Source organism: uncultured Fibrella sp. (genome assembly GCF_964250085.1).
GTDB lineage: Bacteria > Bacteroidota > Bacteroidia > Cytophagales > Spirosomataceae > Fibrella.
The window spans coordinates 851,575-876,819 of the sequence record NZ_CAXUEC010000001.1; the positions used below are offsets into that span (position 1 = coordinate 851,575).

Annotated in this window: 19 protein-coding genes; 14 read left to right on the forward strand and 5 right to left on the reverse strand. The window is 52.0% G+C overall.

What is annotated here, in order from left to right:
- Positions 1 to 219 precede the first annotated feature (219 nt).
- On the forward strand, positions 220 to 1,494 hold the full coding sequence (locus tag ACFE8Q_RS03435) for a Glu/Leu/Phe/Val dehydrogenase (protein ID WP_375443953.1): 1,275 nt from the start codon (positions 220 to 222) through the stop codon (positions 1,492 to 1,494).
- A 157-nt stretch (positions 1,495 to 1,651) separates the two neighbouring features.
- Here ACFE8Q_RS03435 and ACFE8Q_RS03440 read toward each other — a convergent pair whose 3' ends face one another.
- Together ACFE8Q_RS03440 and ACFE8Q_RS03445 are read right to left on the reverse strand one after the other, a co-directional pair.
- Entirely contained in the window at positions 1,652 to 2,773 is a 1,122-nt protein-coding gene (locus ACFE8Q_RS03440) for a flavin-containing monooxygenase (RefSeq protein ID WP_375443954.1), read from the reverse strand.
- A 103-nt stretch (positions 2,774 to 2,876) separates the two neighbouring features.
- Positions 2,877 to 3,326 (reverse strand): DUF2147 domain-containing protein, encoded by a 450-nt coding sequence (locus ACFE8Q_RS03445; RefSeq protein WP_375443955.1) that lies wholly within the window; start codon positions 3,324 to 3,326, stop codon positions 2,877 to 2,879.
- Between the two features lie 112 nt (positions 3,327 to 3,438).
- On the opposite strand from ACFE8Q_RS03445, the gene ACFE8Q_RS03450 reads away from it, so the two are divergent.
- The 8 genes from ACFE8Q_RS03450 to ACFE8Q_RS03485 all read left to right on the forward strand — a co-directional run bounded on the left by ACFE8Q_RS03450 (position 3,439) and on the right by ACFE8Q_RS03485 (position 10,279).
- A complete protein-coding gene (locus ACFE8Q_RS03450) occupies positions 3,439 to 3,876 on the forward strand; it encodes a hypothetical protein (RefSeq protein ID WP_375443956.1) in 438 nt (145 codons plus the stop codon).
- Positions 3,877 to 3,964: 88 nt separating this feature from the next.
- The gene (locus ACFE8Q_RS03455; RefSeq protein WP_375443957.1) at positions 3,965 to 4,375 is read left to right on the forward strand and encodes an RDD family protein; all 411 of its coding nucleotides are present in this window, start codon (positions 3,965 to 3,967) and stop codon (positions 4,373 to 4,375) included.
- A gap of 169 nt (positions 4,376 to 4,544) precedes the next feature.
- A complete protein-coding gene (locus ACFE8Q_RS03460; protein WP_375443958.1) occupies positions 4,545 to 5,456 on the forward strand; it encodes an ABC transporter ATP-binding protein in 912 nt (303 codons plus the stop codon).
- Positions 5,453 to 6,781, forward strand: coding sequence for an ABC transporter permease (locus tag ACFE8Q_RS03465; protein WP_375443959.1), 1,329 nt, complete (start codon positions 5,453 to 5,455; stop codon positions 6,779 to 6,781). The genes ACFE8Q_RS03460 and ACFE8Q_RS03465 overlap by 4 nt, the downstream gene beginning before the upstream one ends.
- 184 nt (positions 6,782 to 6,965) lie before the next feature.
- The gene (locus tag ACFE8Q_RS03470) at positions 6,966 to 7,193 is read left to right on the forward strand and encodes a 4a-hydroxytetrahydrobiopterin dehydratase (RefSeq protein WP_375443960.1); all 228 of its coding nucleotides are present in this window, start codon (positions 6,966 to 6,968) and stop codon (positions 7,191 to 7,193) included.
- A gap of 128 nt (positions 7,194 to 7,321) precedes the next feature.
- On the forward strand, positions 7,322 to 8,089 hold the full coding sequence (rsmI, locus tag ACFE8Q_RS03475) for a 16S rRNA (cytidine(1402)-2'-O)-methyltransferase (protein ID WP_375443961.1): 768 nt from the start codon (positions 7,322 to 7,324) through the stop codon (positions 8,087 to 8,089).
- Entirely contained in the window at positions 8,022 to 9,314 is a 1,293-nt protein-coding gene (locus tag ACFE8Q_RS03480) for a DUF4105 domain-containing protein (protein WP_375443962.1), read from the forward strand. The genes rsmI and ACFE8Q_RS03480 overlap by 68 nt, the downstream gene beginning before the upstream one ends.
- Positions 9,315 to 9,451: 137 nt before the next feature.
- The gene (locus ACFE8Q_RS03485; RefSeq protein ID WP_375443963.1) at positions 9,452 to 10,279 is read left to right on the forward strand and encodes an inositol monophosphatase family protein; all 828 of its coding nucleotides are present in this window, start codon (positions 9,452 to 9,454) and stop codon (positions 10,277 to 10,279) included.
- Between the two features lie 162 nt (positions 10,280 to 10,441).
- Here the strand turns inward: ACFE8Q_RS03485 and ACFE8Q_RS03490 are convergent, their stop codons facing one another.
- Together ACFE8Q_RS03490 and ACFE8Q_RS03495 are read right to left on the reverse strand one after the other, a co-directional pair.
- Positions 10,442 to 11,503, reverse strand: coding sequence for an NAD-dependent epimerase/dehydratase family protein (locus ACFE8Q_RS03490; protein ID WP_375443964.1), 1,062 nt, complete (start codon positions 11,501 to 11,503; stop codon positions 10,442 to 10,444).
- A gap of 86 nt (positions 11,504 to 11,589) precedes the next feature.
- Complete coding sequence (locus ACFE8Q_RS03495) at positions 11,590 to 13,542, reverse strand: KUP/HAK/KT family potassium transporter (RefSeq protein ID WP_375443965.1); 1,953 nt, start codon at positions 13,540 to 13,542, stop codon at positions 11,590 to 11,592.
- 170 nt (positions 13,543 to 13,712) lie between these two features.
- On the opposite strand from ACFE8Q_RS03495, the gene ACFE8Q_RS03500 reads away from it, so the two are divergent.
- Positions 13,713 to 14,708 carry a glycosyltransferase gene (locus tag ACFE8Q_RS03500; protein WP_375443966.1) on the forward strand — a complete coding sequence of 332 codons (996 nt, stop codon included), beginning with the start codon at positions 13,713 to 13,715 and terminating at the stop codon, positions 14,706 to 14,708.
- Between the two features lie 35 nt (positions 14,709 to 14,743).
- On the opposite strand, the gene ACFE8Q_RS03505 is transcribed toward ACFE8Q_RS03500, so the two are convergent.
- Entirely contained in the window at positions 14,744 to 15,796 is a 1,053-nt protein-coding gene (locus ACFE8Q_RS03505) for a hypothetical protein (RefSeq protein ID WP_375443967.1), read from the reverse strand.
- A gap of 371 nt (positions 15,797 to 16,167) precedes the next feature.
- Between ACFE8Q_RS03505 and ACFE8Q_RS03510 the strand changes: the two genes are divergently transcribed.
- The 4 genes from ACFE8Q_RS03510 to ACFE8Q_RS03525 all read left to right on the forward strand — a co-directional run bounded on the left by ACFE8Q_RS03510 (position 16,168) and on the right by ACFE8Q_RS03525 (position 25,214).
- On the forward strand, positions 16,168 to 17,694 hold the full coding sequence (locus ACFE8Q_RS03510; protein WP_375443968.1) for an MBOAT family O-acyltransferase: 1,527 nt from the start codon (positions 16,168 to 16,170) through the stop codon (positions 17,692 to 17,694).
- A 432-nt stretch (positions 17,695 to 18,126) separates the two neighbouring features.
- Positions 18,127 to 20,331 carry a fasciclin domain-containing protein gene (locus ACFE8Q_RS03515; RefSeq protein WP_375443969.1) on the forward strand — a complete coding sequence of 735 codons (2,205 nt, stop codon included), beginning with the start codon at positions 18,127 to 18,129 and terminating at the stop codon, positions 20,329 to 20,331.
- 58 nt (positions 20,332 to 20,389) lie between these two features.
- Complete coding sequence (locus ACFE8Q_RS03520; RefSeq protein WP_375443970.1) at positions 20,390 to 23,656, forward strand: SusC/RagA family TonB-linked outer membrane protein; 3,267 nt, start codon at positions 20,390 to 20,392, stop codon at positions 23,654 to 23,656.
- 88 nt (positions 23,657 to 23,744) lie between these two features.
- Positions 23,745 to 25,214: a RagB/SusD family nutrient uptake outer membrane protein gene (locus ACFE8Q_RS03525; RefSeq protein ID WP_375443971.1), complete on the forward strand. Its 1,470-nt coding sequence runs from the start codon at positions 23,745 to 23,747 to the stop codon at positions 25,212 to 25,214.
- Positions 25,215 to 25,245: the final 31 nt, after the last annotated feature.

Below are 25,245 nucleotides of genomic sequence, written 5' to 3' on the forward strand. Positions count from 1 at the left end.
AACAATATACGTCACTAATCTATTACACGATTCTCAGATAAAATAGGCTTTTATCTTTAGGTCATACTTAATCGTTAAGTTTACGGCCGCAGCCAGCGCATAGAAACAAGAAGACAAAAGGCAAAAAGTTAAGAACCTTATGGCCAGAATTTTGCTTCTTAATATCTTGCTTCTCTGCGTACTAGCACAGAATCAGCACAGACTAAAAATAGACTAGTAATGGGATATATTGAACCAGCTCCAATTAAAGACAAGGAAAATCCGCTTCAATCCATGATGTCGCGTTTCGACGCAGCGGCCCGGCTGGTGGGCATCAGCGATGAGATGTACGACATCCTGAAGGTGCCGGCCCGGCAAGTGATTGTGGGCCTGCCCGTAACGATGGATAATGGAAGCATCCGGGTGTTTGAAGGCTACCGGGTTATTCACTCCAATATTCTGGGACCTTCGAAAGGCGGTATTCGCTTGGACCCGGCCGTACACCTCGACGAGGTACGTGCCCTGGCCGCCTGGATGACCTGGAAATGTGCCGTTGTCGATATTCCGTATGGTGGTGCCAAAGGCGGTATTGCCTGTAATCCCCGCGAGATGTCGCCCGGCGAAATTGAACGGCTGATCCGTGCGTATACCGTGCAGATGCTCGACGTATTTGGCCCCGATCGCGACATTCCGGCTCCCGATATGGGCACCGGACCGCGCGAAATGGCCTGGATCGTGGACGAATATTCGAAAGCGAAAGGGATGACCGTCAATGGTGTGGTAACGGGTAAGCCACTTGTTCTGGGTGGTTCGCTGGGGCGTACCGAAGCAACGGGTCGCGGCGTTACCGTAGCGGCACTCTCGGCGATGGATAAATTGCGAATGAACCCTTACCGGGCGTCGGCGGCTGTTCAGGGATTCGGTAACGTAGGTTCATTTGCTGCTGAACTGCTTCATGAGCGGGGCGTGACGGTCAACGCGGTAAGTGATATTTCGGGGGGGTATTACAACGACCGGGGTATCGATATTACGGCGGCACTGGCTTATCGAAATGCTAACAGGGGAACGCTGGACGGCTTTACGGGCGCCGAGAAAATCAGCAATGAAGAACTGCTGGCTCTAGCCGTCGACGTGCTGGTTCCTGCCGCTAAAGAGGATGTAATCACCGATGAAAACGCGCATACCATTCAGGCGCGAATGATTGTGGAAGGTGCTAACGGGCCAACGTCCGCGTCGGCCGATGAGATCATTAACAGCAAAGGCATCATGGTGGTGCCTGATATTCTGGCCAATGCCGGGGGGGTAACGGTATCGTATTTTGAGTGGGTGCAAAACCGGATCGGCTATAAATGGACGCTCGATCGCATCAACCGCCGCGCCGACCGCGTAATGAAAGATGCTTTCGACCGGGTGTTTGAGACTTCACAGAAATATAAAGTGCCCATGCGCCTGGCTGCTTATATGGTGGCCATCGAAAAAGTAGCCAGCACCTATACGTACCGGGGCGGGTACTAAGCAGTACAGTTACCACAAAAAAGCGTCGGCTTCCAGTTTGGGGGTCGACGCTTTTTTGTGGCTAGGTACGTTGCTTAAGCGCGAGTACCCCCCGCCCTGAAGGGGGCTCGTAGCTCCGCCGTAAGCAGGCTCCCCTTGTGGCGGGGGCTATGCCGAACTAGCTTTTCGTCAACTCCTCGACGATCCGTTCGGAGTCGAGGCGGATGCCGCGGAGAATGCCGGTTAGGGGCAGGGCAAAGCCGAGAAAGTAGAGGCCTTGCAGGGCAGGGTTTGTATCCCACAGGCCGCGCGGGTAGCCTTTTTCGTTCAGAATTCTCTGGCTCAAGTCAGGCGCAAGAATGTCGGAAAGGCCGGTACGGTAACCCGTCGCCAGCACAATGGCGTCGAATGGGTCTTCACGTCCATCGGTGAAGGTGACGCTGTCAGGATTCACCTGCTCAATACCGGGGCGCACCGCAATGGTGCCCGCCTTGATCTGATCGACTGTGCCGAGGTCGATGACTGGAATCTTGCCAAGTACCCGAATCTGGTATGAAGACGGGTAAGGTGGCGTAATCAGCCCGTACTGCGACAAATCGCCCACCGTCAGTTTCTGCGACATGCGAGCGGCGAAATCGTAGAACCAGTTTGGTAATTTACTCAGCTTAATGGCCGAAGGCTGAGCCGGTCGGCCAAAGGTATCGCGCTTGACGATGTTGACCGGGCCACGCACCGAAATGGTTGGAAAAGCCCCCTGCTCCTGCAAATCGAGGGCAAGTTCTGCACCTGTGTTACCCATACCGACAACCAGCACCCGTTGCCCCTTGAAGGTCGCCCCGGTCCTGTACTCGCGACTGTGTAACACTATGCCCCGGAAGCCACTGAGGCCAGGTACGTCGGGTTGGTACGGAACCCGGTTGTAGCCTGTGCAAACCACTAGGTTATCAGCCTCAAAGGTATGGGTCTTGGTTTTTGCCAGCCAGTGCCCAGCCGGGCTACGTTCAACCGTTCTGACGAACTGGTTGAATAACGGTTTTATGCTGAAATGAGCAATGTACTGTTCCAGGTACGTTACCAACTGGTCGCGCGAGACGTAGGTGGGGTAATCGGCGGGGTAGGGCAAATGCGGTAAAGCTGATTCTTCCTTAACCGTGTGTAGACAAAGCCGGTCGTAGTGCTTGCGCCAGGCAGCGCCTACGTCGTCGGTAGCTTCAAGCAACGTAAATGGTTGCCCTAGTTTAGCCAGCCTGCCCGCTACGGCCAGCCCCGCCGGACCGGCACCGATGATAAGCGTGTTCATAGGAGTTTAATATACAACGGATACTGTATAATGCGCACTGGGCGCTGCCGGTATCAGAAGATAAGTTACCAGCAGCGCCCAGTGCGCATTATACAGTATTTATTCAATTAATCCGTGTCCAGGTTTGCGTTTTGCCGATCAGCGAGATGCCCACGTAGCCGCGTACGTCGAGCGTATTCGGGTTCTTGAGCGTCATCTTGCAACTATACGTTTTGCCATCTTCCGGGTTATAAATCTTACCATCATCCCAGACGTTGTCGCCGTCGTAGCTGAAATTGGTCATGATGTTGAGGTTCATCATTGGCCGACTTTTCAGCTTATCGTCCGGGTTCCTGAAATCGAGCTTTGGTTTTCCCGTAGCCGGGTCGTTGGGCTCGATAAGCCAGATCAGTTTGCCAAAATATTTGTCACCCTGCTTATAAATCTGGATACGGCCTTTTTTGGTCCCGTTCAACCAGGTACCAACAACGGCGTCGGGGTTATCCGACGAGCGAAAAGCAGTGGCCAGGAAGGTGACGAGGAGTAGGGGAATGATGAAGCGTATGGCGTTCATACTTTGTGTTAAATAAGGTTAGAATATGATTTAAATTATGTGACAAAGATAGATGATTACCTAATCTGTTCTCCTTAGAATCATACTGTGGCGTTTCGTTTAACTTACCCGAATGAAACTCCTGATCCGCACGTACGTGAACGCCCCACTGCCCACCGTTTGGGCTGGTTTTGATCGATCTCTGTTTAATCGGTTGAGCCCGCCTTTTCCGCCCGTAAAGGTGCTTCGGTTCGATGGGTGCCTGACTGGCGATGTGGTGTCACTTGAACTAAACTTCATCCTGTTCAGGCAGGTATGGAACAGCGACATAATTGAGCAAAAAACTACCAACGACGAAATCTATTTCATTGATCAGGGAACGAAGCTTCCCTTCTTCCTGAAAGCCTGGCATCATAAACACCGCCTGATTCGACAAGGTGAAGGAACGATCATCGCCGATGAAATCACGTACCTAACACCCAACCGACTGCTCGATTACGTCATGTATCCGTTGATGTGGGCACAATTTGCCTATCGAAAGCCAATTTATCGGCGAGTTTTCAACCGATGAAAAAGAATTAGGAAAAAATGTGTATCAACTATGGGTGTTTTCTTAACTTGAAGGCTCATCCTCTAAAGCATAGACACTCTTAACCTTCATGGAACCAACGCCTTACTCACCCTCCGTCCCGTCAATGCTCGTTAAGGCAACTGCTGGACAGCGTTTCGTAGCTATTCTGATTGATGGGCTCATTTTCAGTGTTCCTCAATACATACTCGTTAATGTAATGGGCTTATACAGCCTGGGAACGCTTATTACATTACTATCGCTAGGGTATACATTTACCAAAGACACGGCTCCTTTCTTTGGTGGACAAAGTATTGGTAAGAAGACGATGGGTATCAAGGTCGTGCATGAAGCTGACGGCACGTCGATCTTAAACAATTGGGGAGCGGGCATTATCCGATATCTCTCACTTTTCATACCGCTTGTTGATCCTATTTTAGTCCTGATTGGTAAAGACCGGTTGGGCGACGGTTGGGCAAAAACAATGGTCGTGAAAGCATAAATCAACCTACAATTCCCAAAAACAGCCCCTGCCATATTTGGTGGGGGCTGTTTTTTTGCCTTTCCTGTATGAATTGAACCGTTCTGTGCAATGCCGTCTGTGGGTATGGTGGCGACGCGTATATTTGAGTTACCGTCGCAGCTAAGACTGTTCACTAACGGAAACGCATATGGCTATCCTGGAAACCCGCCACATCAGTAAACAATATGCCCAGCATCGGGCACTCGACGACGTCAGTCTGGTTATTCCGCAAGGCAGTATTTTTGGCTTACTTGGCCCGAATGGCGCCGGTAAAACGTCGCTCATCCGGATCATCAACCAGATTACCGGCCCCGACGCCGGGGAGGTCTTTTTTGAAGGAAAACCGCTCGGCCCGGAACATATCCGTCGCATCGGATACCTGCCCGAGGAGCGGGGCCTGTACAAAAAGATGAAGGTAGGCGAACAGTTGCTGTATCTGGCTCAGCTAAAAGGCCTTAGCGAAAAGCAGGCAATGGATAAGCTCAAAATCTGGTTCGAAAAATTCGAAATCAAGACCTGGTGGAGCAAGAACGTCGAAGACCTATCGAAAGGCATGCAGCAGAAAATTCAGTTTGTGGCGACGGTACTCCACCAGCCCGACCTGCTTATTCTGGATGAACCCTTCTCCGGCTTCGATCCCATCAACGCCAACCTCATCCGCGACGAGATTCTGGAGCTTCGGCAGAATGGAACGACCATCATTTTCTCGACCCACCGGATGGATACCGTAGAAGAACTATGTGACCACATCGCGCTGATTCACCGCTCTAAAAAAATCCTTGACGGGCCGAAGCTGGCGATCAAAGAGCAATTCAAAACGCATACCTACCGCGTTGAATACCAAGGCAACCTGAGCCAGTTGCCCGCCTCGTTCACCGTGGCTGACGCTGGCAAAAGCGAAGACGATTTTAGCCGGGCCGATATTAAAATTCCGCCCGATGCCGCTGTAAATGACCTCATTCGTCTTCTTATTGACCTCGTTCAGGTACGTAGCTTCGGCGAAAATATTCCCAGCATGAATGACATCTTTATCAAAGCCATCGGTACCGCCGCCCTATGAACACTATACTGATTATCATCAAACGCGAGTATCTGGTTCGGGTCCGGAAAAAGTCGTTTATCGTCATGACCATTCTGGCCCCGCTACTACTGGCGGCGTTTTACGGAGCCATTGGCTGGGCTGCCGTTGGCTCTATTTCGTTGAAGAAAGTGGCGATCATCGATCAGAGCGGACAGTTCGTGAATAAGCTGAAAGGCGATAACGAAACGGCCTTTGTTTACGTCAATGAGTCGCCTGAGCAGGCTAAAAAACAACTGGTTCAGAAGAGCTACGATGCCCTGGCGATCATTCCGAAAGATGTGATCGAGCAGCCGAAAACGGTACAGATTTTCTCGAACAAAAGCGTGAGCCTGACCCTGCAAAGCAATATTGAATCGGCTATTTCCAAAGAGATCGAAACGATTAAACTAAGCCGGGCTGGCATTACCCAGCAGGTGATCAAAGACGCGAAGGTAGACGTCGACGCCAAAACAATCAACCTCAGCGACGAAGGTGAGAAAAGCACGAATTCAATCATTACCACCGCGATTGGTGGTTTGTGCGGCTTCCTGATTTACCTGTCGGTGTTCATCTACGGAGCACAGGTAATGCGGGGCGTTCTGGAAGAAAAAACGAACCGGGTTATTGAAGTGATCATCTCGTCGGTAAAGCCGTTTCAGTTGATGATGGGTAAAATTGTGGGTGTAGGTCTGGTTGGCCTGACCCAGTTCATGCTTTGGATTCTATTAACGGCAGGCGTAGTGTCGGCTGGAACAGCCATTTTCGGGGCGAAGTACGCCAAAGATGCTGCCAAAGCACGATCCATGCAGATGAGTGCTATGCCTGGGCAACGCGACGTGCAGAAAAAGATGGAAGCCTCGAAAAACCCAATGGCTGAATTGTCGGCCGCGGCCAAAACCCTGAATATCCCCCTGATTGCTGGCTGCTTTCTGTTCTATTTTCTGGGTGGTTACCTGCTGTATAGCTCATTGTTCGGCGCAATTGGTGCGGCCGTTGACAGTGAAACGGAAACGCAGCAGTTTATGCTACCCATCACCATTCCAATTATCGCTTCTATCGCGTTGGCGCAGTTTATTATTCGTGACCCTGATGGTCCACTGGCCTTCTGGATGTCGATTGTGCCGCTAACATCACCAATCATTATGATGGTCCGAATTCCGTTTGGTGTGCCAGTCTGGGAAATTGCGCTCAGTATGATCTTACTGGTTGGTGGATTCATCGGGACCACCTGGCTGGCGGCCCGCATCTACCGCGTCGGCATTCTGATGTACGGCAAAAAACCGACGTATAAGGAATTGTCGAAGTGGATTTTTTATAAAGCGTAGGTTTTCAAAACGTTGATCTGTAGGGGTAGCCCATCGTGGCTACCCGCTCTCGGGCGCGATAGCGACCGCCTGTATAGCAAACACATCATGTCAACTGAAAAAATAGTTTCACTACAGGCGGTCGCTATCGCGCCCGAAAGCGGGTAGCCACGATGGGCTACCCCTACAGATCAACGTTACTTTTATGTGGCAGGAAACAGACAATAAGCTTGTTCGGCATTTTACCTTTGCCGACTTCATGGAGGCGTTTGCCTTTATGACCCGCGTGGCGCTGATCGCCGAAAAAATGGACCACCACCCATTCTGGACCAACGTCTACAACAAGGTGACCATCGAACTCACGACCCACGACGCGGGTAATACCGTGACCGAAAAAGACCGCAAGCTGGCGGCAGCGATAGATAAAATTTAGTCGTAAGTGCTAGGTGGTAAGTCTGGAAAGTGGTTTTTAGTGTTACTGGCGTAAGCGGAATAATCGTGCGTCAGCAACACTGAAAACCACTTTCCAGACTTACCACCTAGCACTTACGACTCCTTCCCATGAAACTCTACCTCGTTCCAACGCCCATTGGTAACCTTGATGATATTACGCTTCGGGCGGTGAAGGTGCTGCAAAGCGTTGATGGAATTCTGGCCGAAGACACCCGCACGTCGGGTTTTTTGCTGAAACACCTAGGTATCAGCAAGCCGTTGCACAGCTATCATATCTTTAACGAGCATGGTACGATTCAGAAAATCATTGGTCAGTTGAAGGCTGGTAAAACGCTGGCGCTGGTATCTGATGCCGGTACGCCGGCCGTATCGGACCCTGGCTTTATGCTGGTTCGAGCGTGCATCGAAGCCGATATTTCGGTGGAATGTCTGCCCGGCGCTACGGCCTTTGTTCCGGCGCTGGTAAACTCAGGGTTACCAACAGACCGCTTTACATTTGAAGGCTTTTTACCGCACAAGAAAGGCAAACAAACCCGCATGCAGGCCCTGGCTGATGAAACGCGCACAATGATTTTCTACGAATCGCCGCATCGCCTGCTGAAAACGCTGGAGCAACTGGCTGAAGTATTTGGCGCCGACCGTCCCGCCAGTGTGTCGCGGGAGTTGACCAAGCTGTTTGAAGAAACGGTGCGGGGTACGTTGGCCGAGGTTCAGGCGTATTTTGCGGCGAAACCCATCAAAGGCGAAATTGTGTTGTGCGTGGGGGGCAAAGCAGAGCCGATCGAACAAAAACGCAATAAGAAAGGCGATGACTATTACAAACAACGGGCAACCGACAACGATGAGGCAGACGAAACAGATGAAGATGACGAATAACCTGCTCAAGCTTAGGTACGTCCTGACAGCCTTGTTCATCGTCTATTGTTCATTGTTCAGTAGTGCTTCAGCTCAGCAATTGTCGCCAGCCGCGCACGTCAGCCTGATTACGTATGGACCTGGTCAGGAAGATATTTCGTCGGTGTTTGGTCATACCGAAATCCGTATCAATGACCCGATGACGGGGATCGACCGAAATTACAGCTACGGCGGATTCGACTATGCCGCCGATTACTTCGTTATCAAATTTCTGCGAGGTACGTTGCCGTACCATATTTCGTCGCATAATCTGTTTCAGGTAGCCTACTATTATCAGCAGTACAACCGGAGTATCCGCGAGCAGGTGCTGAACATGTCGGTCCCGCAAAAACAGCGGCTGTATCAGGCCCTGGAAACGAATCTGCTCCCGCAAAATCGCGAATACAGCTACCGGTTCTACTACGATAACTGCTCGACGCGCCCCCGCGACATGATCACGACGGCCATGGGCGATAGCCTGATCTGGTCACCGCAGGTGAAACAACTCACCAAGTCGTACCGCGACTGGATGAACGATTACCTGGGCGCCAAGCCCTGGGAACGGCTGGGTATGAACCTGGCCATTGGTCGTCCGGCCGACAAGGTAACGACCGGCTGGGAGGCCATGTATTTGCCTAACAACGTATTCGACCAGCTCACCAAAGCGCAGGTACGTGCTCCAAATGGACAACTGACGCCATTGGTCACCCAGACGCAAACGATTTTCGAGGGGCAGCAACTGTTCAAGAGCACACTGCCGATTGTAGTTTATCCCGATTTTGTATTTCTGGTGTTGCTGGTGCTTGTTGCGTTCCTGACGTGGCGGCATTGGAACGCGGGCGAGCGCGCCGGCCTCTGGCTCGACCGGCTGTTGTTTGGCTTTGCGGGCGTTTGGGGCTGGTTCCTGTTCCTGCTCTGGTTCGCTACCGACCACGGCGTTACGACCTGGAACCCCACCTTGCTCTGGCTGATGCCGTTGCACATTCCGGGCGTTTTCTGGGCCACTTCATCGAAGCGACATCCGTTTCAGACAAACACCTATTTCCGCATCACGGCTCTGCTGTTGATTGTCTCGTTCTTTTTCCTGAATGCCCCCGGTTTTGCCGATACGCTATTCGTAGGTACGTTGCTGGTGCGGGCGCTCTACCGCTCGTGGGTGAAAACCGAACGGGTGAACCTGCGTACCGACGTGATAAGGCAGAGTTAATTTTTTCTGACAGGATTCACATGATTTACGGGATTTTGAGGTAACGGTGAATCGCTCAATTCTTTGGGATCACAAAAGGTCGCTACCTCAAAATCCCGTAAATCATGTGAATCCTGTCAGAAAATAATCGTTATAAAATGACTTTTTCTCAAAATTTCCGCGCTAATCTCAACACTATTGCGCGTGAAGCAGGTACGTTCCTGTTGGCCGAACGCCAGAAGTTCAGCCTCGATGCTGTTGAATACAAAGGGCTGAACGATCTGGTCTCATACGTCGATAAAGAGTGTGAGAAGATGCTGGTGCCGAAACTGCACGCCCTGCTGCCCGAGGCGGGTTTCATCACCGAAGAAGGCACCACCGATCAGGCGGACAAGTCCGACGGAACGCCGCCCGGCTTGAACTGGATTATCGATCCGCTCGACGGTACGACTAATTTCATTCATGGCTTACCCATTTTCGCCGTGAGCATTGGTCTGGCGCAGGGTAACCGACCTATCGCGGGCGTTGTCTACGACCCAAACCGCGACGAATGTTTCTCGGCACTCGACGGGCAGGGCGCGTGGCTAAGCGTTGGTGGCGGCGAGGAACAGCCCATGCGCGTATCGGGGGCACAGAAGCTGGCTGATGGCCTGATTGCCACGGGTTTCCCCTATTACCGCTTCGAGCAGATGCAGCCGTATTTGCAGATTCTGGAGCAACTCATGCAACGTACCCACGGCCTGCGCCGGATGGGGTCAGCCGCCATCGATCTGGCTTATGTAGCGGCGGGACGGTTCGAAGCGTTTTTCGAGTATAACCTGAAATCGTGGGATATGGCAGCAGGCATGTGCCTCGTGCGCGAAGCCGGTGGCACCGTCACCGATTTTGAAGGGGGCGATACAACTCTATTCGGCGGTGATGTCGTAGCCGGTTGCGCTGTTCAGCCCGAATTGCTGGGCGTTATCGGCGAGTATTGGGGAAGATAATCTGGGTACGTTGTCAATGTAAAAACGGGTGCTTTACCTGAACCATGTGGTCCAGGTAAAGCACCCGTTTTTGGTGGATTGGTTGTATTTCGCGTATTGCTGACGCCTCTGAGCCGCAAGATGTTGCCGGTCCGCCGATGCGGGCTCTACACTGGTACAACGTTATTTTAGAATCGGCTCTAAGGCTTCGCGGTTGGCGTCTAGCCAGGCGTGGATGTCGGAGACGATTTCACGCATGCCTTTTTCGGGTTTCCAGCCGGTGAGGGCCGTTACCTTGGTGTTGTCGGTGATGTATAGGCGAATGTCGGCGGCGCGGTTTTCGGCTACTTCACGGATCGGGATGGTTTTGCCCGTTACTTCCTGACAAATTTTGGTCAACTCCTGCAACGAGGCACTGCTTTCGTTACCACCACCGGCGTTCAGAATTTCGCCGTTTACTACGTCGAGGTTATGGAGTTGGAAGTCGATGAGGCGGTAGAGGTCGTCGACGTGCAGCATGTCGCGGGTTTGTTTGCCCGTTCCGCCATAGCCGATGTAGGCGAGTTGCTGCTCGAAATAGTGCTTGGCAATCCAGAGCACCATCACGCCCTGATCGATCTTACCCATCTGCCACGGGCCAGTGATGACGCCGCACCGGTTAATTACGGTTTTCAGGCCGTAGAACTCGTTGTATTCCTGAATCAGCAGTTCCGACGCCAGTTTGGTGGTTCCGTAGAGTGAACGCGCGCCATCGAGGGGAAAATTCTCGGCAATGCCTTTGCTCGACACGCCCGGAATGGGTTGATCGTCGGTGAGTTCAAAGCGGGTGTCGCCTTCCTTGAAGTTCAGCGTTTCCAGTGCCTTGATGGGGTAAATCCGGCTGGTCGACAGGAAGATAAACGCGGCTTTGTGCTTCAGGGCGTAGTTGAGGCAGTTGACCGTTCCAAACAGGTTCGTATTGATCAGGTAATCCGGGGTACCGTCGAGGCCAGCCAGTACCGATGGCTCGGCCGAGGCTTCGATCACCGTGTCAACGGCAGGGAGCGCGTCGAAATCTTCTTTGCTCCGAATATCGCCGTGCACGAACTCGACACCCGCCTGCTTCAGCCGCGAAATATTCAGTTCCGACCCCCGACGTTTCAGGTTGTCGAGGCAATAGATGGTATAGTTCGGGTAGTTCTTTTTGAGGGCAATGGCCAGTGCAGAGCCAACGAACCCGGCCCCGCCGGTGATTAGAAGTTTCATGAGAATCGAATAAGTAGAGACGCAAGATGTTGCGTCTCAGCTTGCGTCAGCAATTTGGCCAGGCTGAGACGCAACATCTTGCGTCTCTACGATGGTATACGTTTGAGTGAAATGTTTTCGATTGGGCGGATGACGAGCGGTACTTTCTCAACTTTCACCGAACTGCTGTCGAGGCCGAACCAGCGATCTTCGGGCGTCGTGAAGGCTTTGATCGAGAAGTAAGCGTTCATGATGATGCGCTCGAACGTAGACAGGTCATTTTCGTACGACAGGAATTTTTCGAGCACCACAAACCGGAAATCGCCGATTACGTTTTGCCGGTTTAGCGACTCGTAGCGGCTCGTGATGTCCACTTCTTTATGCCGCACCATGTCTTCGATCACCTTCCGCAGAAACAGGTTGATTCGCTGCTCGACGCGGAAGCCCAGTTTAAACGTAATTTTATACGCATCGTCGGGCGCAATGGTATTTACTTTATATTCCATTGTATATGGATCGTCGGTGGTGTCGACGTGGACAAACCAGTAGATATCAGCGCGTTTGGGGCGTTTCTGAAAGATCGAATAAATCACTTTCGACTCGATTTCCGACTGCCGGGCGGCGTTGCTCATAAACACCAGGTGTGTGGCATATTTCGGAATGCTGATATCGCGGCTAAGCTCTTTCAGCGATTGTAGATAGTGGTCGATGCGGACGTATTCGGTCAGTCGCAGTTTGATCTGGAACGCCTGTAGCCAGATGTACATTACGCCCGCAATAGTGGCCCCAATCATCAGGGAAACGTACCCACCATGCGGGAACTTGATCAGGTTGGCGACCAGGAAGGAGCCTTCGATGGCCAGATAAACCGTCAGAAACAGGACCACGCCCCATGCCTGATACTTTTTGCTATACAGGTAGTAAGCCATCAACATGGTCGTCATCAGCATGGTCAGTGTAATGGCCAGACCGTAGGCTGCTTCCATGTTGCTCGATTCGCGGAAGTAGAGCACGATGCCCACGCAGCCCATCCAGAGCAGCAGGTTGATGCTGGGTACGTAGAGTTGTCCTTTCTGAGCCGATGGGTAACGAAGCCGTACTTTGGGCCAGAAGTTAAGGCGAATGGCTTCACTGATCAGCGTAAATGAGCCGCTGATGAGGGCCTGCGAGGCAATAACGGTGGCCGCCGTGGCAATGATGATGCCGATGGTCAGGAAACCGGCGGGCATTAACTGGTAGAAGGGAATGCGGTCGTGCAGGTTTTCACCGGCATGGTTGATGAGCCAGACACCCTGCCCAAAGTAGTTCAACAACAGGCATGATTTAACGAATACCCAACTTACCCGGATGTTTTTTCGTCCGCAGTGGCCCATATCCGAATACAGCGCTTCGGCCCCGGTAGTACACAGGAAGACCGACCCTAGCAACCAGAATCCACCCGGATATTCAACCAGCAACTCGTAGGCATAGTAGGGATTGAGGGAGGCAAAAATGGTTGGGTCATGCGCAATACTCATGATACCCAAAACGCCCAGCATGCCAAACCAGACCAGCATGACCGGGCCGAAAGCCGTACCAACAACGCTGGTGCCAAAGGCCTGAATCAGGAACAGTACCGTCAGAATACCCACCACAATGGTGACGATCTCGGTTTCGGTAATAGCCGGGTACAACTGCCGGATTCCTTCAACCGCCGATGTGACGGAGATGGGCGGCGTAATGATGCCGTCGGCCAGCAGGGCCGAACCGCCGATGATGGCAGGGAGCGTGAGCCAGCGCGCATGTCGCCGTACCAGGGCATACAGGGCGAAAATCCCTCCTTCGCCCCGGTTATCGGCCCGCAGGATCAGGATGACGTACTTAACGGTAGTTTGGAGGGTGAGCGTCCAGAATATACAGGAGAGGGCTCCCCGGACAACGTCGGCGTTAATAACACTAGTCGGGCCAACAATAGCGCGGAGTGTGTAGAGCGGCGACGTACCTATGTCGCCGTAAATGATACCGAATGCCACTAATAAACCGGCGGCGGTAACGGTATCCAAGTGTTTCTTATCTTCCATAGAAGCAGGTAGGCACCGGCAGTGGCTGCCAGCGGCTGAAGCGCGCGCAAAGATAACAGGCCAGTACACAGAATGTTCTCTCTGGCCTGTTGAAACATACACCAGGCCAATTTACGGGGCTACAAGTCATAGAAACGACTATTTTTACGTCGATTTAGCCCATTACTACCTTGACTTCTTCACCGCCAGCCCTGTCGTCGCGTATCAATATTGTTATTCCGCTCTTCAACGACTGGGAAGCACTGACGCTGCTGCTTCAGACTGTACGTCAAACAGTTGCCCCCAACTTATACGCGCGTTTCGCCTTTTTAATCGTTGACGACTGCTCGGCTACTGACCTGCCCCGTCGCCCGGAACTGGTTGGTCAATCACTGTCTATCCTCCGGTTATACCGGAATGTTGGCCATCAGAAAGCCATTGCCCTGGGGCTTGCCTATCTGGCCGATCAACCCGAACAATACCACACCGTGGTGATGGATGGCGACGGCGAAGACCTGCCCATTGATATTGGTAAGCTACTGGAAACGGCGGAGCAGCAGCCTGGTAAAATTGTGTTTGCTCACCGCTCAAAACGGCACGAAGGCCTGCTATTCCGAGTCTTCTACACCATCTACAAGAATATCTTCCGGTTGCTGACCGGCAAGGTGATTACCTTTGGCAATTTCAGCCTTATTCCGCCGCAGTTGCTTCGGAAACTGGCCCACGTGTCTGAAATCTGGAATAATTACCCCGGCGGAGTTATCCGGTCGCGGTTGCCCTACACGGCCATCCCGATAGAGCGGGGCAGTCGGCTGGCGGGGCAGTCGAAAATGAATTTTGTATCGCTGGTACTACATGGTCTGAGCGCCGTATCGGTGCTTATGGATACCACCGCCGTACGAATTGCCCTGTTTTGTGTGCTAACGGCTGGGGCTTCCTTTGTAGGTATTGCGGTGGTGGCCTACATGCGATTGTTCACCCAACTGGTTGTTCCGAGTTGGGCCAGCTACCTGGTTTTCTCTTTTTTTATCGTCATTCTTCAGGCTTTTCTTATCTCGTTATTATTGATTTTCATTGTGTTAAGCTACCGGACGCAACAGCACTTCTTACCCGCTAAACAATACCGGGATTTCATCGAACGGGTAGATGCCATCTATTCCGTCGATACGCCCGCGCCGGTACGCTGAGCAATAACTTTGTGCGTAGCCCAGACTAATCACGGTCAGTGATGCTCTTCGTTGTTCTGGAGCGCTTTTGCAACAGCATCGAGCCAGATTTGCCTCCCCTGGCAGTTCCAGTGTGCATCACCCACAGCGTAGGGGGCTTTCTTCATTCGACTATAGGGAGTGTACAGATCGACAACAGTAAGTTGAAGACGCGGATGCTGTTGAACACGTTCGATGAGGTGATTATACGCGCCTCTGTCAGGTTCCAGCAGCGTGATCTTGTTTGGAATTACCGATAGAATAACCTTATCGAACCCCGCTTTTCGGAAACGTGCCGCTATCGCGTTAAGCTGTGTCACCAGCCTCTCCACTTCAACGTCGGTAAGGGGCGAAAAAGGGTAGGTGAGCGGGAGCGTCGCATCGGTGTCGGAGCCTACGAATAGGTGTTGTTTGTTCTTTGAGAGGGCAACCGTGGGAGCAACTCTGTTAAAAAAACGCAGGTTTAAACTGGCTTTAAGTTCGCAGAACCACAAGAAAAAATCGTGGCTGAAGAGGACAATCTCCAGGCGCTCACTGATATTATACTGCATAAACAGCGCGGTCTTGATCTGGCTGGCAAAGCTGGTTAGCCAACTCGTCTGCGGCTGGCTGTCCTTAGTGATTCCTTGCGGCAAACTGGTCACAATAGGGTTGTTAAGCGGTACGGCCGCCCGTTCACGCAGATGCCTTTCAACAGTTTCCAGTAATAAGACGTTTTGGGCGGTTGTGTCAATCTGCATGGCCTGATTCAAATTATAATACCAGTGATACCAGGTCAGTTTGTGTATCGGTAAGTCAGATTGGTTGAGAAACTGTCCTTCAGTAAAGCTATCGCCGATCATGTACAGATTGAGTGCCTTACCTGTCGAATCTGTCTGTTTGATGGAATAGCCACAGGGGTTTTTAGGCTCCCGGAATTGGGGTAAGTTGGCCAGGCGGTACAAGTCGCCATACCGAAAAGGATCAACGATCACGTGTGATCTGTAGAGCCGTTGGTTGATTGGTTCAAAGCAACCGCCGAGCCAAAGAATACAGGCAATCAGTAGAAAACCGTACCGGACGAATCTCATTTGAATTAGTATATAAAATCCCCTGGAGGGAACTTAATAGCTTGTTTGACGAAATTAGTTTAGACAATAGTCAACAAAGGCACGATGTCACGCTTCTTTTTCGTGCAAAGTCTAGCCTTATCGATTAATAAAAGAGCAGTAAAACATGGTAATGATACGATAAGTTGTCCCCTAAAATTCGATTATTACCCGGAATATGTTGTTGGCACCAGGCGCGAAGAAGGGCAATTATGTAGAATAGGGTCTGTATAGTATATTGATTATAAGACACTTAATTACAGATTTTGTGTACTGGTCGCGTGTTTTTAAATTGGCTAGTTACAAGCCATGTAAAGGTCTAATTTTGCGTTGGATACTAATGCCCACAGATCATGCTCTTCAATTCGCTTCAGTTTCTTCTGTTTTTTATAGCCGTTACGCTGACGTATTACAGCCTGCCGAAAGGAAACGGGCGGTGGTCGTTGTTGCTGATTGCGTCCTGCTATTTCTACGCAGTTTTTCAGCCAACCTACATTTTTATCCTGTTCCTAACCATCGTGATCGATTACATCGCGGGCATCTGGCTGGAGAAAACGCCGATTGGCGGGCGTCGTAAATGGCTGCTTATCATTTCGTTGATCTCAAATGTCGGCATTCTGGCATTCTTCAAGTACCTGGGCTTTTTCACCGAAAACATTGCCTGGCTGTTCGATCACCTGCATATGCCGGGGGCAGCGGAAAAAGTAACGTACCTGGCCAACCGGGTATTTGTGAAGGTGATCGAGATATTCGGGCAAAGCGGCATTTCGTCGTTTAAAGACAACATGAGCATTCTGCCGGTTGGTCTGTCGTTCCATACGTTTCAGGCCATGAGCTACACCATCGAGGTGTACCGCGGCAACCAAAAAGCAGAGCGTCATTTCGGTATCTACGCGCTCTATGTCATGTTCTACCCACAACTTGTGGCGGGGCCTATTGAACGGCCGCAGAATGTGTTGCACCAGTTCCACGAGCATTTTGCCTATAACTTCGAAAACATCAAGGCGGGGCTAATGCGCATGGCGTTTGGCTTTTTCAAGAAAGTGGTCATTGCTGATCGGCTGGTGATGATGGCCGGGCCAGCCTTCACCGATCCTGAGTCGCATAATGGGCTGAGCCTGCTGGTGGCCACGTTTTTCTTTACTTTCCAGATCTACTGCGACTTCTCGGGCTACTCCGACATTGCTATTGGGGCGGCGCGGGTGATGGGCTTCGACCTGATGGAGAACTTCAAGGCACCTTACATGGCCTGGTCCATTACCGAGTTCTGGCGGCGATGGCACCTCTCTCTCTCCACCTGGTTTCGCGATTATCTCTACATTCCGCTGGGCGGCAACCGCAAAGGCGAGTTCCGGCGAAACTTGAACCAGATGATCGTTTTCCTGGCTTCCGGCCTATGGCACGGGGCCAACTGGACTTATGTGATCTGGGGTGGTTTGCACGGCGTGTATCAGGTAGCAGCCGGGTTGCGCGACAAGCACCTGGGAAAAGGAAAATATGAGCCCTCAGGCAATGTATCCGTACAACGGGCGGGTTTTACTGCGGGCCGGATATGGCGCGTCGGCAATGTGCTGATCACGTTTGTATTGGTGATGCTGACCTGGGTCTTCTTCCGGGCTACCAGTGTAGGGTCGGCGTTCCTGATCCTGAAAAAGATAGGTACGTTGTCGTTGTTTGACCCGATTCAGACGCCGATGAACGCCACCGAAATGTGGTTTAGTCTGGCTCTGATTGGCCTGCTGCTGGTCAAAGAATCAACGTACCTGACTATTCCAACGCGCAGCACGCCCCGCTTCTTTGTGCTGCTTGGCCTCATCTGCGCCCTGACCTACCTGTTTGGCGTCTTCACGTCCAACCAGTTCATCTACTTCCAGTTTTAGCAAAGTCGCACACGGCTGGTGCCGTGTGGGCAGCTAAATGTGTATACCAGTGCCGTAAGTTAACCAACTTATTCAGCCTGCCTACACGGCTGGTGCCGTGCGCGACTAAGGCTGGTTAGCGGATGTGTAATTGCGATCAATACAATTTATTTATCCGTTGATTGTAGTAAAAAGCAGATAACTAGTCAAAATACAGTCGCAATGCTCTATAATACAATTATTCAAATACTATTTTTCCTGTAAAAAGTAGTAATAGCAGGAGAGAGCAGGTGGGTTAGATTCTATCTGTCGACTTAATTTGGGATTAAATCCAGTAATTATTGCAAGTCCACTGGTACGCCGTGCCGGTCTGCGGAAGACCAACAGGCAGGTACAAGTGGGCGTCAGCGGATCGGCTGGTAGCAAGGTTTCCCAAAAGTTTGACAGCAGAATATGACGTACAGACCTCTACTTTTCTTCTTTATAGTGATCCTGGGAGTAGCCGCTGTAAGCAGTTGTTCGAAGAAGCAATTCGATGACGTGTATGCCCGACCCGAAACGCTGGCTCCGCCCATCTATCAGCAACTGCAAAGCAAAGGCCGGTTCACCAATCTGCTGGCACTGATCGATAAAAGCGGGTATCAGAAAACGCTGAGCAGTGCTGGCTACTGGACGCTCTTTGCGCCCAACGACGATGCATTCAAGGCGTATTACCAGAAGAACAGCCTCAGCCTTGCCCAGATTGATTCGGCCAAAGCGCGGGAGATTGTGCAGTATATGCTGGTCTACAACGCATTCGCCAAAGATCGGCTCGACGATTATCAGGGGCCAACGGGTTGGGTGCCGACTAAAGCGTTCCGCCGGAGAACGGCACAGTACACCGGTTTCTACACGGACGAAACAGTGACAGGCTCATCGGTAAAAGCCGTGGCCGCTAACCGGAATGGCAATTTCTACGTCAGCGCCGATAACAACAACAAGCACATTACGTACTTCACCGACGACTACTTCGGGCAGCGCGGTTTATCGGCCTACGATTACAACTACTTTTTTCCCGATGTAACGTATTCGGGCTTCAACGTGCTGAACTCGAAGGTGTTGGAGAAAGATATCTTCTCTGAAAACGGGATGATCCACGAAGTAGATAACGTGTTTACCGCCCAGCCATCACTCGATCAGTACCTGCGGACAAAGCCGGAATACAGTGAGTTTCGGAAACTGTATGAGAAGTACATGGTAAGCTTCGTGCCCAATACCGATGCTACGACGCGCTACCAGATTTTGACCGGAAAGAGCGATCAGGTATTCGTGAAGACGTACTCGAACCTGCTCACGTTTGCGCCCAACAACGAGAACTACTTCAAGCTCAGCGACAACGACGCACAGCAGGAGTGCTGGAGTATGTTTGTGCCTACTAACGACGTACTTCAACCTTACATCAAGAACGTCATTCTGGAAAACTACACGTCGCTTGATGTGTTGCCTCCCCAGATTATTGCCGATTTGCTGAATGCGCACATGTGGTCGTCGGCGGTATGGCCCAGCAAGTTTAAAGACACGTACAACTCGTTTTCCGAAGAAGCCCGGTTTGACCCGGCGGCCAACGTGATTGACAAGAAAGTGCTGAGCAACGGCTTGTTCTACGGAACCAATAAAGTGCAGGCTGCCAACGTGTTTTCGACGGTATACGCCCGGGCCTATCTCGATCCGAAATACTCGATCATGACCCGCCTGCTGAATGCAGATCTACGGCCGGTATTACTCAATCCCAAGCTGAAATACACGGTGTTCATGCTGAGCGATGACGCCCTGCGGGCAGCCGGGTATGATTACGACGGCTCTAAAAATGAGTGGTATTACACCGCGCCGGGTACAACGGTGCGTACGGTGGGCGAGGCCAATAGAAACCGGTTGCTGCGCATCGTGGCCACCAGCGTTGTGGCTACGCAGGCCGATGAACTGAACAACCTGTCGGGATCGGGCATCATCGACTCATTCAACGGAGAGTTCATTAAATACGAGAACAACCAGGTTTACTCGTCGGGTACGGTAGCCAAACCCTTGAAAATCATTGGTTCCAAGTCGTCGGTAAACGGGAAGGTTTACTACACCGATGGCATTCTGAACTTCACGGAGCGGAACATCGGTCAGGACATCGAGGCCCTGGGAACAGCCACCACCTCGCCGTATAACTTCTTCTGGCAGTACCTGAAAAACTCGCCTGCCTACAACGCTACCACCGGCGAGATTGTGGGCACCAGCGCAGGTACGTTCTACACCGTGCTGGCACCCGACAACGCGGCCATTCAGGCGGCGGTCGATGCCGGATTGCTGCCCGGAACCGGCACCGGTGCCAAAAAGACGCCCCTGTTTGTCCCCACGCTGCCCGCCGACGTCGATAAGGTGACCAACTTTATCTATTACCACATCTTCAACAAAAAGACCATCGTTCCCAACGGCAAAGAGTCGGGCAATGCCGAAACGCTGCTGAAAAACAACGTGGGCGATGCGGTATTCGTAACGGTACTCAACACGCCGGGTGCCATGCAATTGATCGACAACGTGGGGCGGAAAGCCAACGTTAGGGTGCCTCAGAGCAACGTTCTCTCGAACCGGACGGTGATTCATCTGATCGACAACTACTTAAGGGCGCAGTAAGCAGCTACTTCCGGGCAACCGGCTTCCATACTCTTGCACAGTCTATTTCTTTAAACGGATGAACGTATTTCTACGACTACTCTTTCTGACAGGTTTGCTACTCTGTGGCTTATACGCCCAGGCGCAAACGCCGGCTACTGTTTATTCAGTGCGCGGTAAGGTCAAAGACGCAAAAGATAGCACAGGCCTTGTTGGCGTGACGGTGGCCGAACTCGACAAAGACAACCGGATTATCAAGGGTGTTACCACCGACATTGATGGCAACTACGTCATCAGGATGTCGAACGAGAACAACATTCTGGCTTTTTCCAGCATCGGTTACAAGAACGTTCGCATACCCGCTCGCGGCCGAAAAACGATCAGCACGTTCATGGAATCGTCGGCCAACGAGATGAACGAAGTCGTGGTTCGGGCTGCCCAAACGGATAACGGACTGCTCTCTGTCTCGGAACGCAACTCAACACTGGCCGTAGCCAAGATCGATGCCAAAGCACTCGAAGAAATGCAGGGCACCTCGATCGACCAGATGATGCAGGGCCGACTGTCGGGGGTCGATATTGCTGCCAACTCAGGTGACCCCGGCGCGGGCATGCAAATTCGGATTCGGGGTACGTCGTCGATCAACTCGTCGGTCGATCCGCTGATTGTGGTGGATGGCATGCCCTACGAAACGCAGATTCCGTCTGATTTTAACTTCGGGGCCGCCGATGAACTGGGTTACGCGCAACTGCTGAACATCCCGCCATCAGACATCAAAACGATCAGCATTCTGAAAGATGCAGCCGCAACGGCCCTGTGGGGTTCGCGGGCAGCCAGCGGTGTGGTTGTGATCAATACGAAGCGTGGAGCCGTTGGCAAACCGGTCATTACATACACCTTTAAAGGGTCGGTTTCGCAGCAGCCCAACGCCATTCCGATGCTCTCGGGCGACCAGTATTCGTCGCTCATTCCGGAAGAATACATGAACCGGAGTGGCTTGCCCCTGAACACGCAGCAGGTGAAAGAGTTTCAGTACGACCCGAATGATCCATACTGGTTCAATAACTACAGCAACAACACGAACTGGATCGACCGAATTACGCAGATCGGTAACTCGTACGACCACAACCTGGCGATCAGCGGCGGCGGCGAAAAAGCGCGTTATTATGCGTCGCTGGGCTATTTCTCGCAACGTGGTACGACCATCGGCACCGGCCTCGACCGGATCAACACCCGGATCAACCTCGATTATAACGTATCGAACCGGATTCGTTTCCGAACTGACCTAGCCTTTACGCACTCGAGCAATGATCGGAACTACGTGAACTCAAACGCCACGCAGGATCTATTGCGGAGTATCGCGTATACAAAAATGCCCAACATGAGCGTAAACGAGTACAACGAGTTCGGCGTGCTGACGCCAAACTACTTCTCGCCGCTCAACAACATTCAGGGGCAGTATCCGGCCACGTATAACCCGGTAGCGATGGCCAACAGCGCCAAGAATACGATCACCACCGACCGGATCATTCCTCACTTCCAGTTACAGTACGACCTGAAGCCGAACGTCTGGATGCTGGCCGTCGACGTTCAATTCGATATCAATAACACGAAAAGCCAGTCGTTCCTGCCTCAGATAGCAACCGGCCAGCGGTATACCAGTACATCGGTGAACCAGGCCTATGATGGCGACGCCGATGTATTTGGCGTCATCACCAAATCGTCGCTGCTGTACACGCCACAGTTTACCAATACTGATCACCAGTTTTCGAGCCTGTGGGTGCTGAATACATCTGATAACAAGAGCGTTACCCAACAGGCGTCGATTCCTAATACCCCCTCTGATCTCTTGCAGGATGTGACCAATTCGGGCCGGCAGACGGCGTCGACTATCGCGTCGTCGGTGTTTGAGACGCGTACGGTGGGTCTTCTCTGGAACGTTCATTACGGATACAAAGGCAAATACAATGTCGACGTGGGTGTGCGCGGTGACGGAAACTCACGGTTCGGTCCGGCGTACCGTTACGGTGTGTTCCCGTCGATTTCGGGTAAGTGGAACATTTCGGATGAGCCGTTCATGCAGCGGTTCAACAAATACCTCGATTTTCTGGGTCTGCGGGCCAGTTACGGACAAACGGGTAATGCGCCCCGCTACGACTACACCTTCTTTGGCACCTACACCACGCTGCCCTGGTCGTATCTGGGATCGCCCGCCATTGTGCCCGCCACGATGGAATTGCAGAACCTGCGCTGGGAAACGCTCATCGGTCAGAACTTCGGCCTTAACCTGATCATGTTCAAACGGCGCATAACGCTGGATGCCGAACTGTATAAAAATCGGACAAACAATTTGTTTTTCAGGGGCTTACAAATTCCGTCGTACACTGGTTTCAACAACGTCGACATGAACGTAGGTACGTTGGATAACCAGGGCTGGGAGTTGAACCTGGGTATTACACCCTACAAAACGAAGAACATCACCATTGATCTGAACATGAACATTGCGCGGAACATCAACATCATCCGCGAAATTTCGGACCTGTATCCACGTGAGTCGGGTAACATCACGGCCAACGGTCAGTACAAATCATACATTCAGGAAAATAACCCCTTCGGATCGTTCTACGGCTTCCGCTACAAGGGTGTTTATAAGGATGAAGCCGCCACGGTAGCCCGTGGCCGCAACGGCGAACCCATCATTACCCCGGATGGGCAGGGTGTGAAAATGCGGTTCAACTACCCCGCCACCGATTATATTTTCCAGCCGGGCGATGCCATTTACGAAGACATCAACCATGACGGGAATATCAACTACCAGGACATTGTGTACCTCGGCAACAGCAACCCGGCCTTTACGGGTGGCTTTGGCGGCAGCATCGGTTGGCGCGACCGGCTAAAGCTTACGGCGTTCTTCAACTTCCGCTCAGACTACGATATCGTAAACGGCACCCGCATGTCAACTACGGCCATGTATTCGTATGACAATCAGAGCACTGAGGTATTGTCGAGGTGGCGGCAACCGGGCGACGTTACCAACGTACCCAGAGCCTTGTATGGGGCGGGCTATAACTGGCTTGGGTCGAGTAGGTACGTTGAAGATGCCTCATTCCTGCGCTTCAGAACGGTAACGCTGCGCTACACATTCGCCAAACAGGTGCTTGATAAACTCCGGTTGAAAGCCCTGAGCGGTTACCTCACCGTCGAGAACCTCTACACCTGGAGTAACTACAAAGGACAAAACCCGGAAGTGAGTCTGCGTGGTAACGACCCGTTCCGTATCGCGATCGACTACTCGATGACACCACCCGCCAAAACGGTTACCCTGGGGCTTACCGCTTCGTTTTAAGAGTTGCCCCCACCCTCCTGGAATGCCAGACAACCATCAGGGAGGGGTAAGGGTGGGGTCAACTAATAAATGACAAACGATTTCAGTCATGATAAAGAAAGTACTCTATAGTTTATCGGCCCTGCTGCTGCTGCTGTTACCAACTTCGTGTAATACGTACCTGGACCTGCAACCACAGGACGGCATTACGAAGGATGAGTTCTGGCGCACTAAAGAGCAGGTGCAGGCTGCCGTCATGGGTTGCTATGCCGGTATGCTCAACGGCTTGCCCGAAACGATGTTTCTCTGGGGTGAACTACGGGCCGACATGATTTCGTCGACGTTTGTGACTCGCCCGGAAGAAACCGACATGATCAACGTGAACCTGCTGCCGAGCAATAGCATTGCCAACTGGCGCAGCATTTATCAGGTTATCAACTATTGCAACACCGTTATTGAATTTGCGCCGACGGTTACGGAAAGCGATAAAACCTTTACCCAGGACGCGTTGAACATCAGCCTGGCCGAGGCGAAGACCATCCGGGCACTGCTGTATTTTTATCTGGCCCGCACCTTTGGTGATGTACCGCTGAAACTCAACGCTACCATTTCTGATAATCAGATAACGCCCATTCCGAAGAACACGCAGGCCGAAGTACTGGCGCAGATTGTCAAAGACCTGAAAGAAGCCGAACCAGCCGCCCCGCTCACCTACGGTGATGTGGCGTCGAATAAAGGGCGTATCACCCGGTATGCGGTGAATGCCTTACAGGCCGATGTGGCCCTCTGGATGGAGAAGTACGACGACGCGCTGGTGGCCTGCAACAAGATTACGAGCAGCGCCAAATTTGGCCTCATTCAGGGCAATGCCTTTCATAATCAGGTGTTTGTGCAGGGAAATTCGAACGAAGGCATTTTCGAACTACAGTATGATCGGCAGCGCATCAACGGGTTCTACGGCATGTTTGTGGCCCCCCGCCGGTTTATTGCCAGCTCCTACGTGATCGACGAGATCTACACTCAGGACTTCTTCGACGATACCAAAAAAGACCTGCGTGGCGACGAATCGGCGGTGCGGGCTACCGACGGAACCATCTGGAAATATGTCAGTCTGAACGGAACTACCCTGCGCGTGATCAGCGAATCGTATGCGCACTGGATCGTGTATCGCTACGCCGATGTGCTGTTGATGAAGGCCGAGGCCCTAACCATGCTGAAGCGCGGACCCGAAGCACTGACCATCATTAAAACCATTCGCGACCGGGCACAGGCGCTGGACGGTACCTTGAAAACGCCTGACCCCGCCGATACCGAAGCGGTGATGGATTATATTCTGGAAGAACGCGCCCGTGAACTGGCTTTTGAAGGCAAACGCTGGTACGACGTGCTGCGCCATGCCAAACGCGGTAACTACAAGCGCCTGGATATCCTGCTCGACATGGTGGCCCGAAGCGTTCCGCCCGATCGGCAGCAGTCGGCTATTGCCAAGTACAAGGACTACAACAGCCATTACCTGCCCATCTACCAATACGAGCTACAAACGAACAAGCTGCTGGTACAGAACCCATTCTATAAGTAAGCCTGCTGGTTGTTGATAGTACACAACGCTT

Coding starts and splice junctions, on each gene's coding strand:
- ACFE8Q_RS03460 (WP_375443958.1), top strand. CDS start 4,545: ATGGCTATCCTGGAAACCCGCCACATCAGTAAACAATATGCCCAGCAT.
- ACFE8Q_RS03445 (WP_375443955.1), bottom strand. CDS start 3,326: ATGAACGCCATACGCTTCATCATTCCCCTACTCCTCGTCACCTTCCTG.
- ACFE8Q_RS03435 (WP_375443953.1), top strand. CDS start 220: ATGGGATATATTGAACCAGCTCCAATTAAAGACAAGGAAAATCCGCTT.
- ACFE8Q_RS03510 (WP_375443968.1), top strand. CDS start 16,168: ATGCTCTTCAATTCGCTTCAGTTTCTTCTGTTTTTTATAGCCGTTACG.
- ACFE8Q_RS03505 (WP_375443967.1), bottom strand. CDS start 15,796: ATGAGATTCGTCCGGTACGGTTTTCTACTGATTGCCTGTATTCTTTGG.
- ACFE8Q_RS03515 (WP_375443969.1), top strand. CDS start 18,127: ATGACGTACAGACCTCTACTTTTCTTCTTTATAGTGATCCTGGGAGTA.
- ACFE8Q_RS03490 (WP_375443964.1), bottom strand. CDS start 11,503: ATGAAACTTCTAATCACCGGCGGGGCCGGGTTCGTTGGCTCTGCACTG.
- ACFE8Q_RS03480 (WP_375443962.1), top strand. CDS start 8,022: ATGACTATTACAAACAACGGGCAACCGACAACGATGAGGCAGACGAAA.
- ACFE8Q_RS03455 (WP_375443957.1), top strand. CDS start 3,965: ATGGAACCAACGCCTTACTCACCCTCCGTCCCGTCAATGCTCGTTAAG.
- ACFE8Q_RS03520 (WP_375443970.1), top strand. CDS start 20,390: ATGAACGTATTTCTACGACTACTCTTTCTGACAGGTTTGCTACTCTGT.
- rsmI (WP_375443961.1), top strand. CDS start 7,322: ATGAAACTCTACCTCGTTCCAACGCCCATTGGTAACCTTGATGATATT.
- ACFE8Q_RS03470 (WP_375443960.1), top strand. CDS start 6,966: ATGTGGCAGGAAACAGACAATAAGCTTGTTCGGCATTTTACCTTTGCC.
- ACFE8Q_RS03465 (WP_375443959.1), top strand. CDS start 5,453: ATGAACACTATACTGATTATCATCAAACGCGAGTATCTGGTTCGGGTC.
- ACFE8Q_RS03495 (WP_375443965.1), bottom strand. CDS start 13,542: ATGGAAGATAAGAAACACTTGGATACCGTTACCGCCGCCGGTTTATTA.
- ACFE8Q_RS03485 (WP_375443963.1), top strand. CDS start 9,452: ATGACTTTTTCTCAAAATTTCCGCGCTAATCTCAACACTATTGCGCGT.
- ACFE8Q_RS03450 (WP_375443956.1), top strand. CDS start 3,439: ATGAAACTCCTGATCCGCACGTACGTGAACGCCCCACTGCCCACCGTT.
- ACFE8Q_RS03440 (WP_375443954.1), bottom strand. CDS start 2,773: ATGAACACGCTTATCATCGGTGCCGGTCCGGCGGGGCTGGCCGTAGCG.
- ACFE8Q_RS03525 (WP_375443971.1), top strand. CDS start 23,745: ATGATAAAGAAAGTACTCTATAGTTTATCGGCCCTGCTGCTGCTGCTG.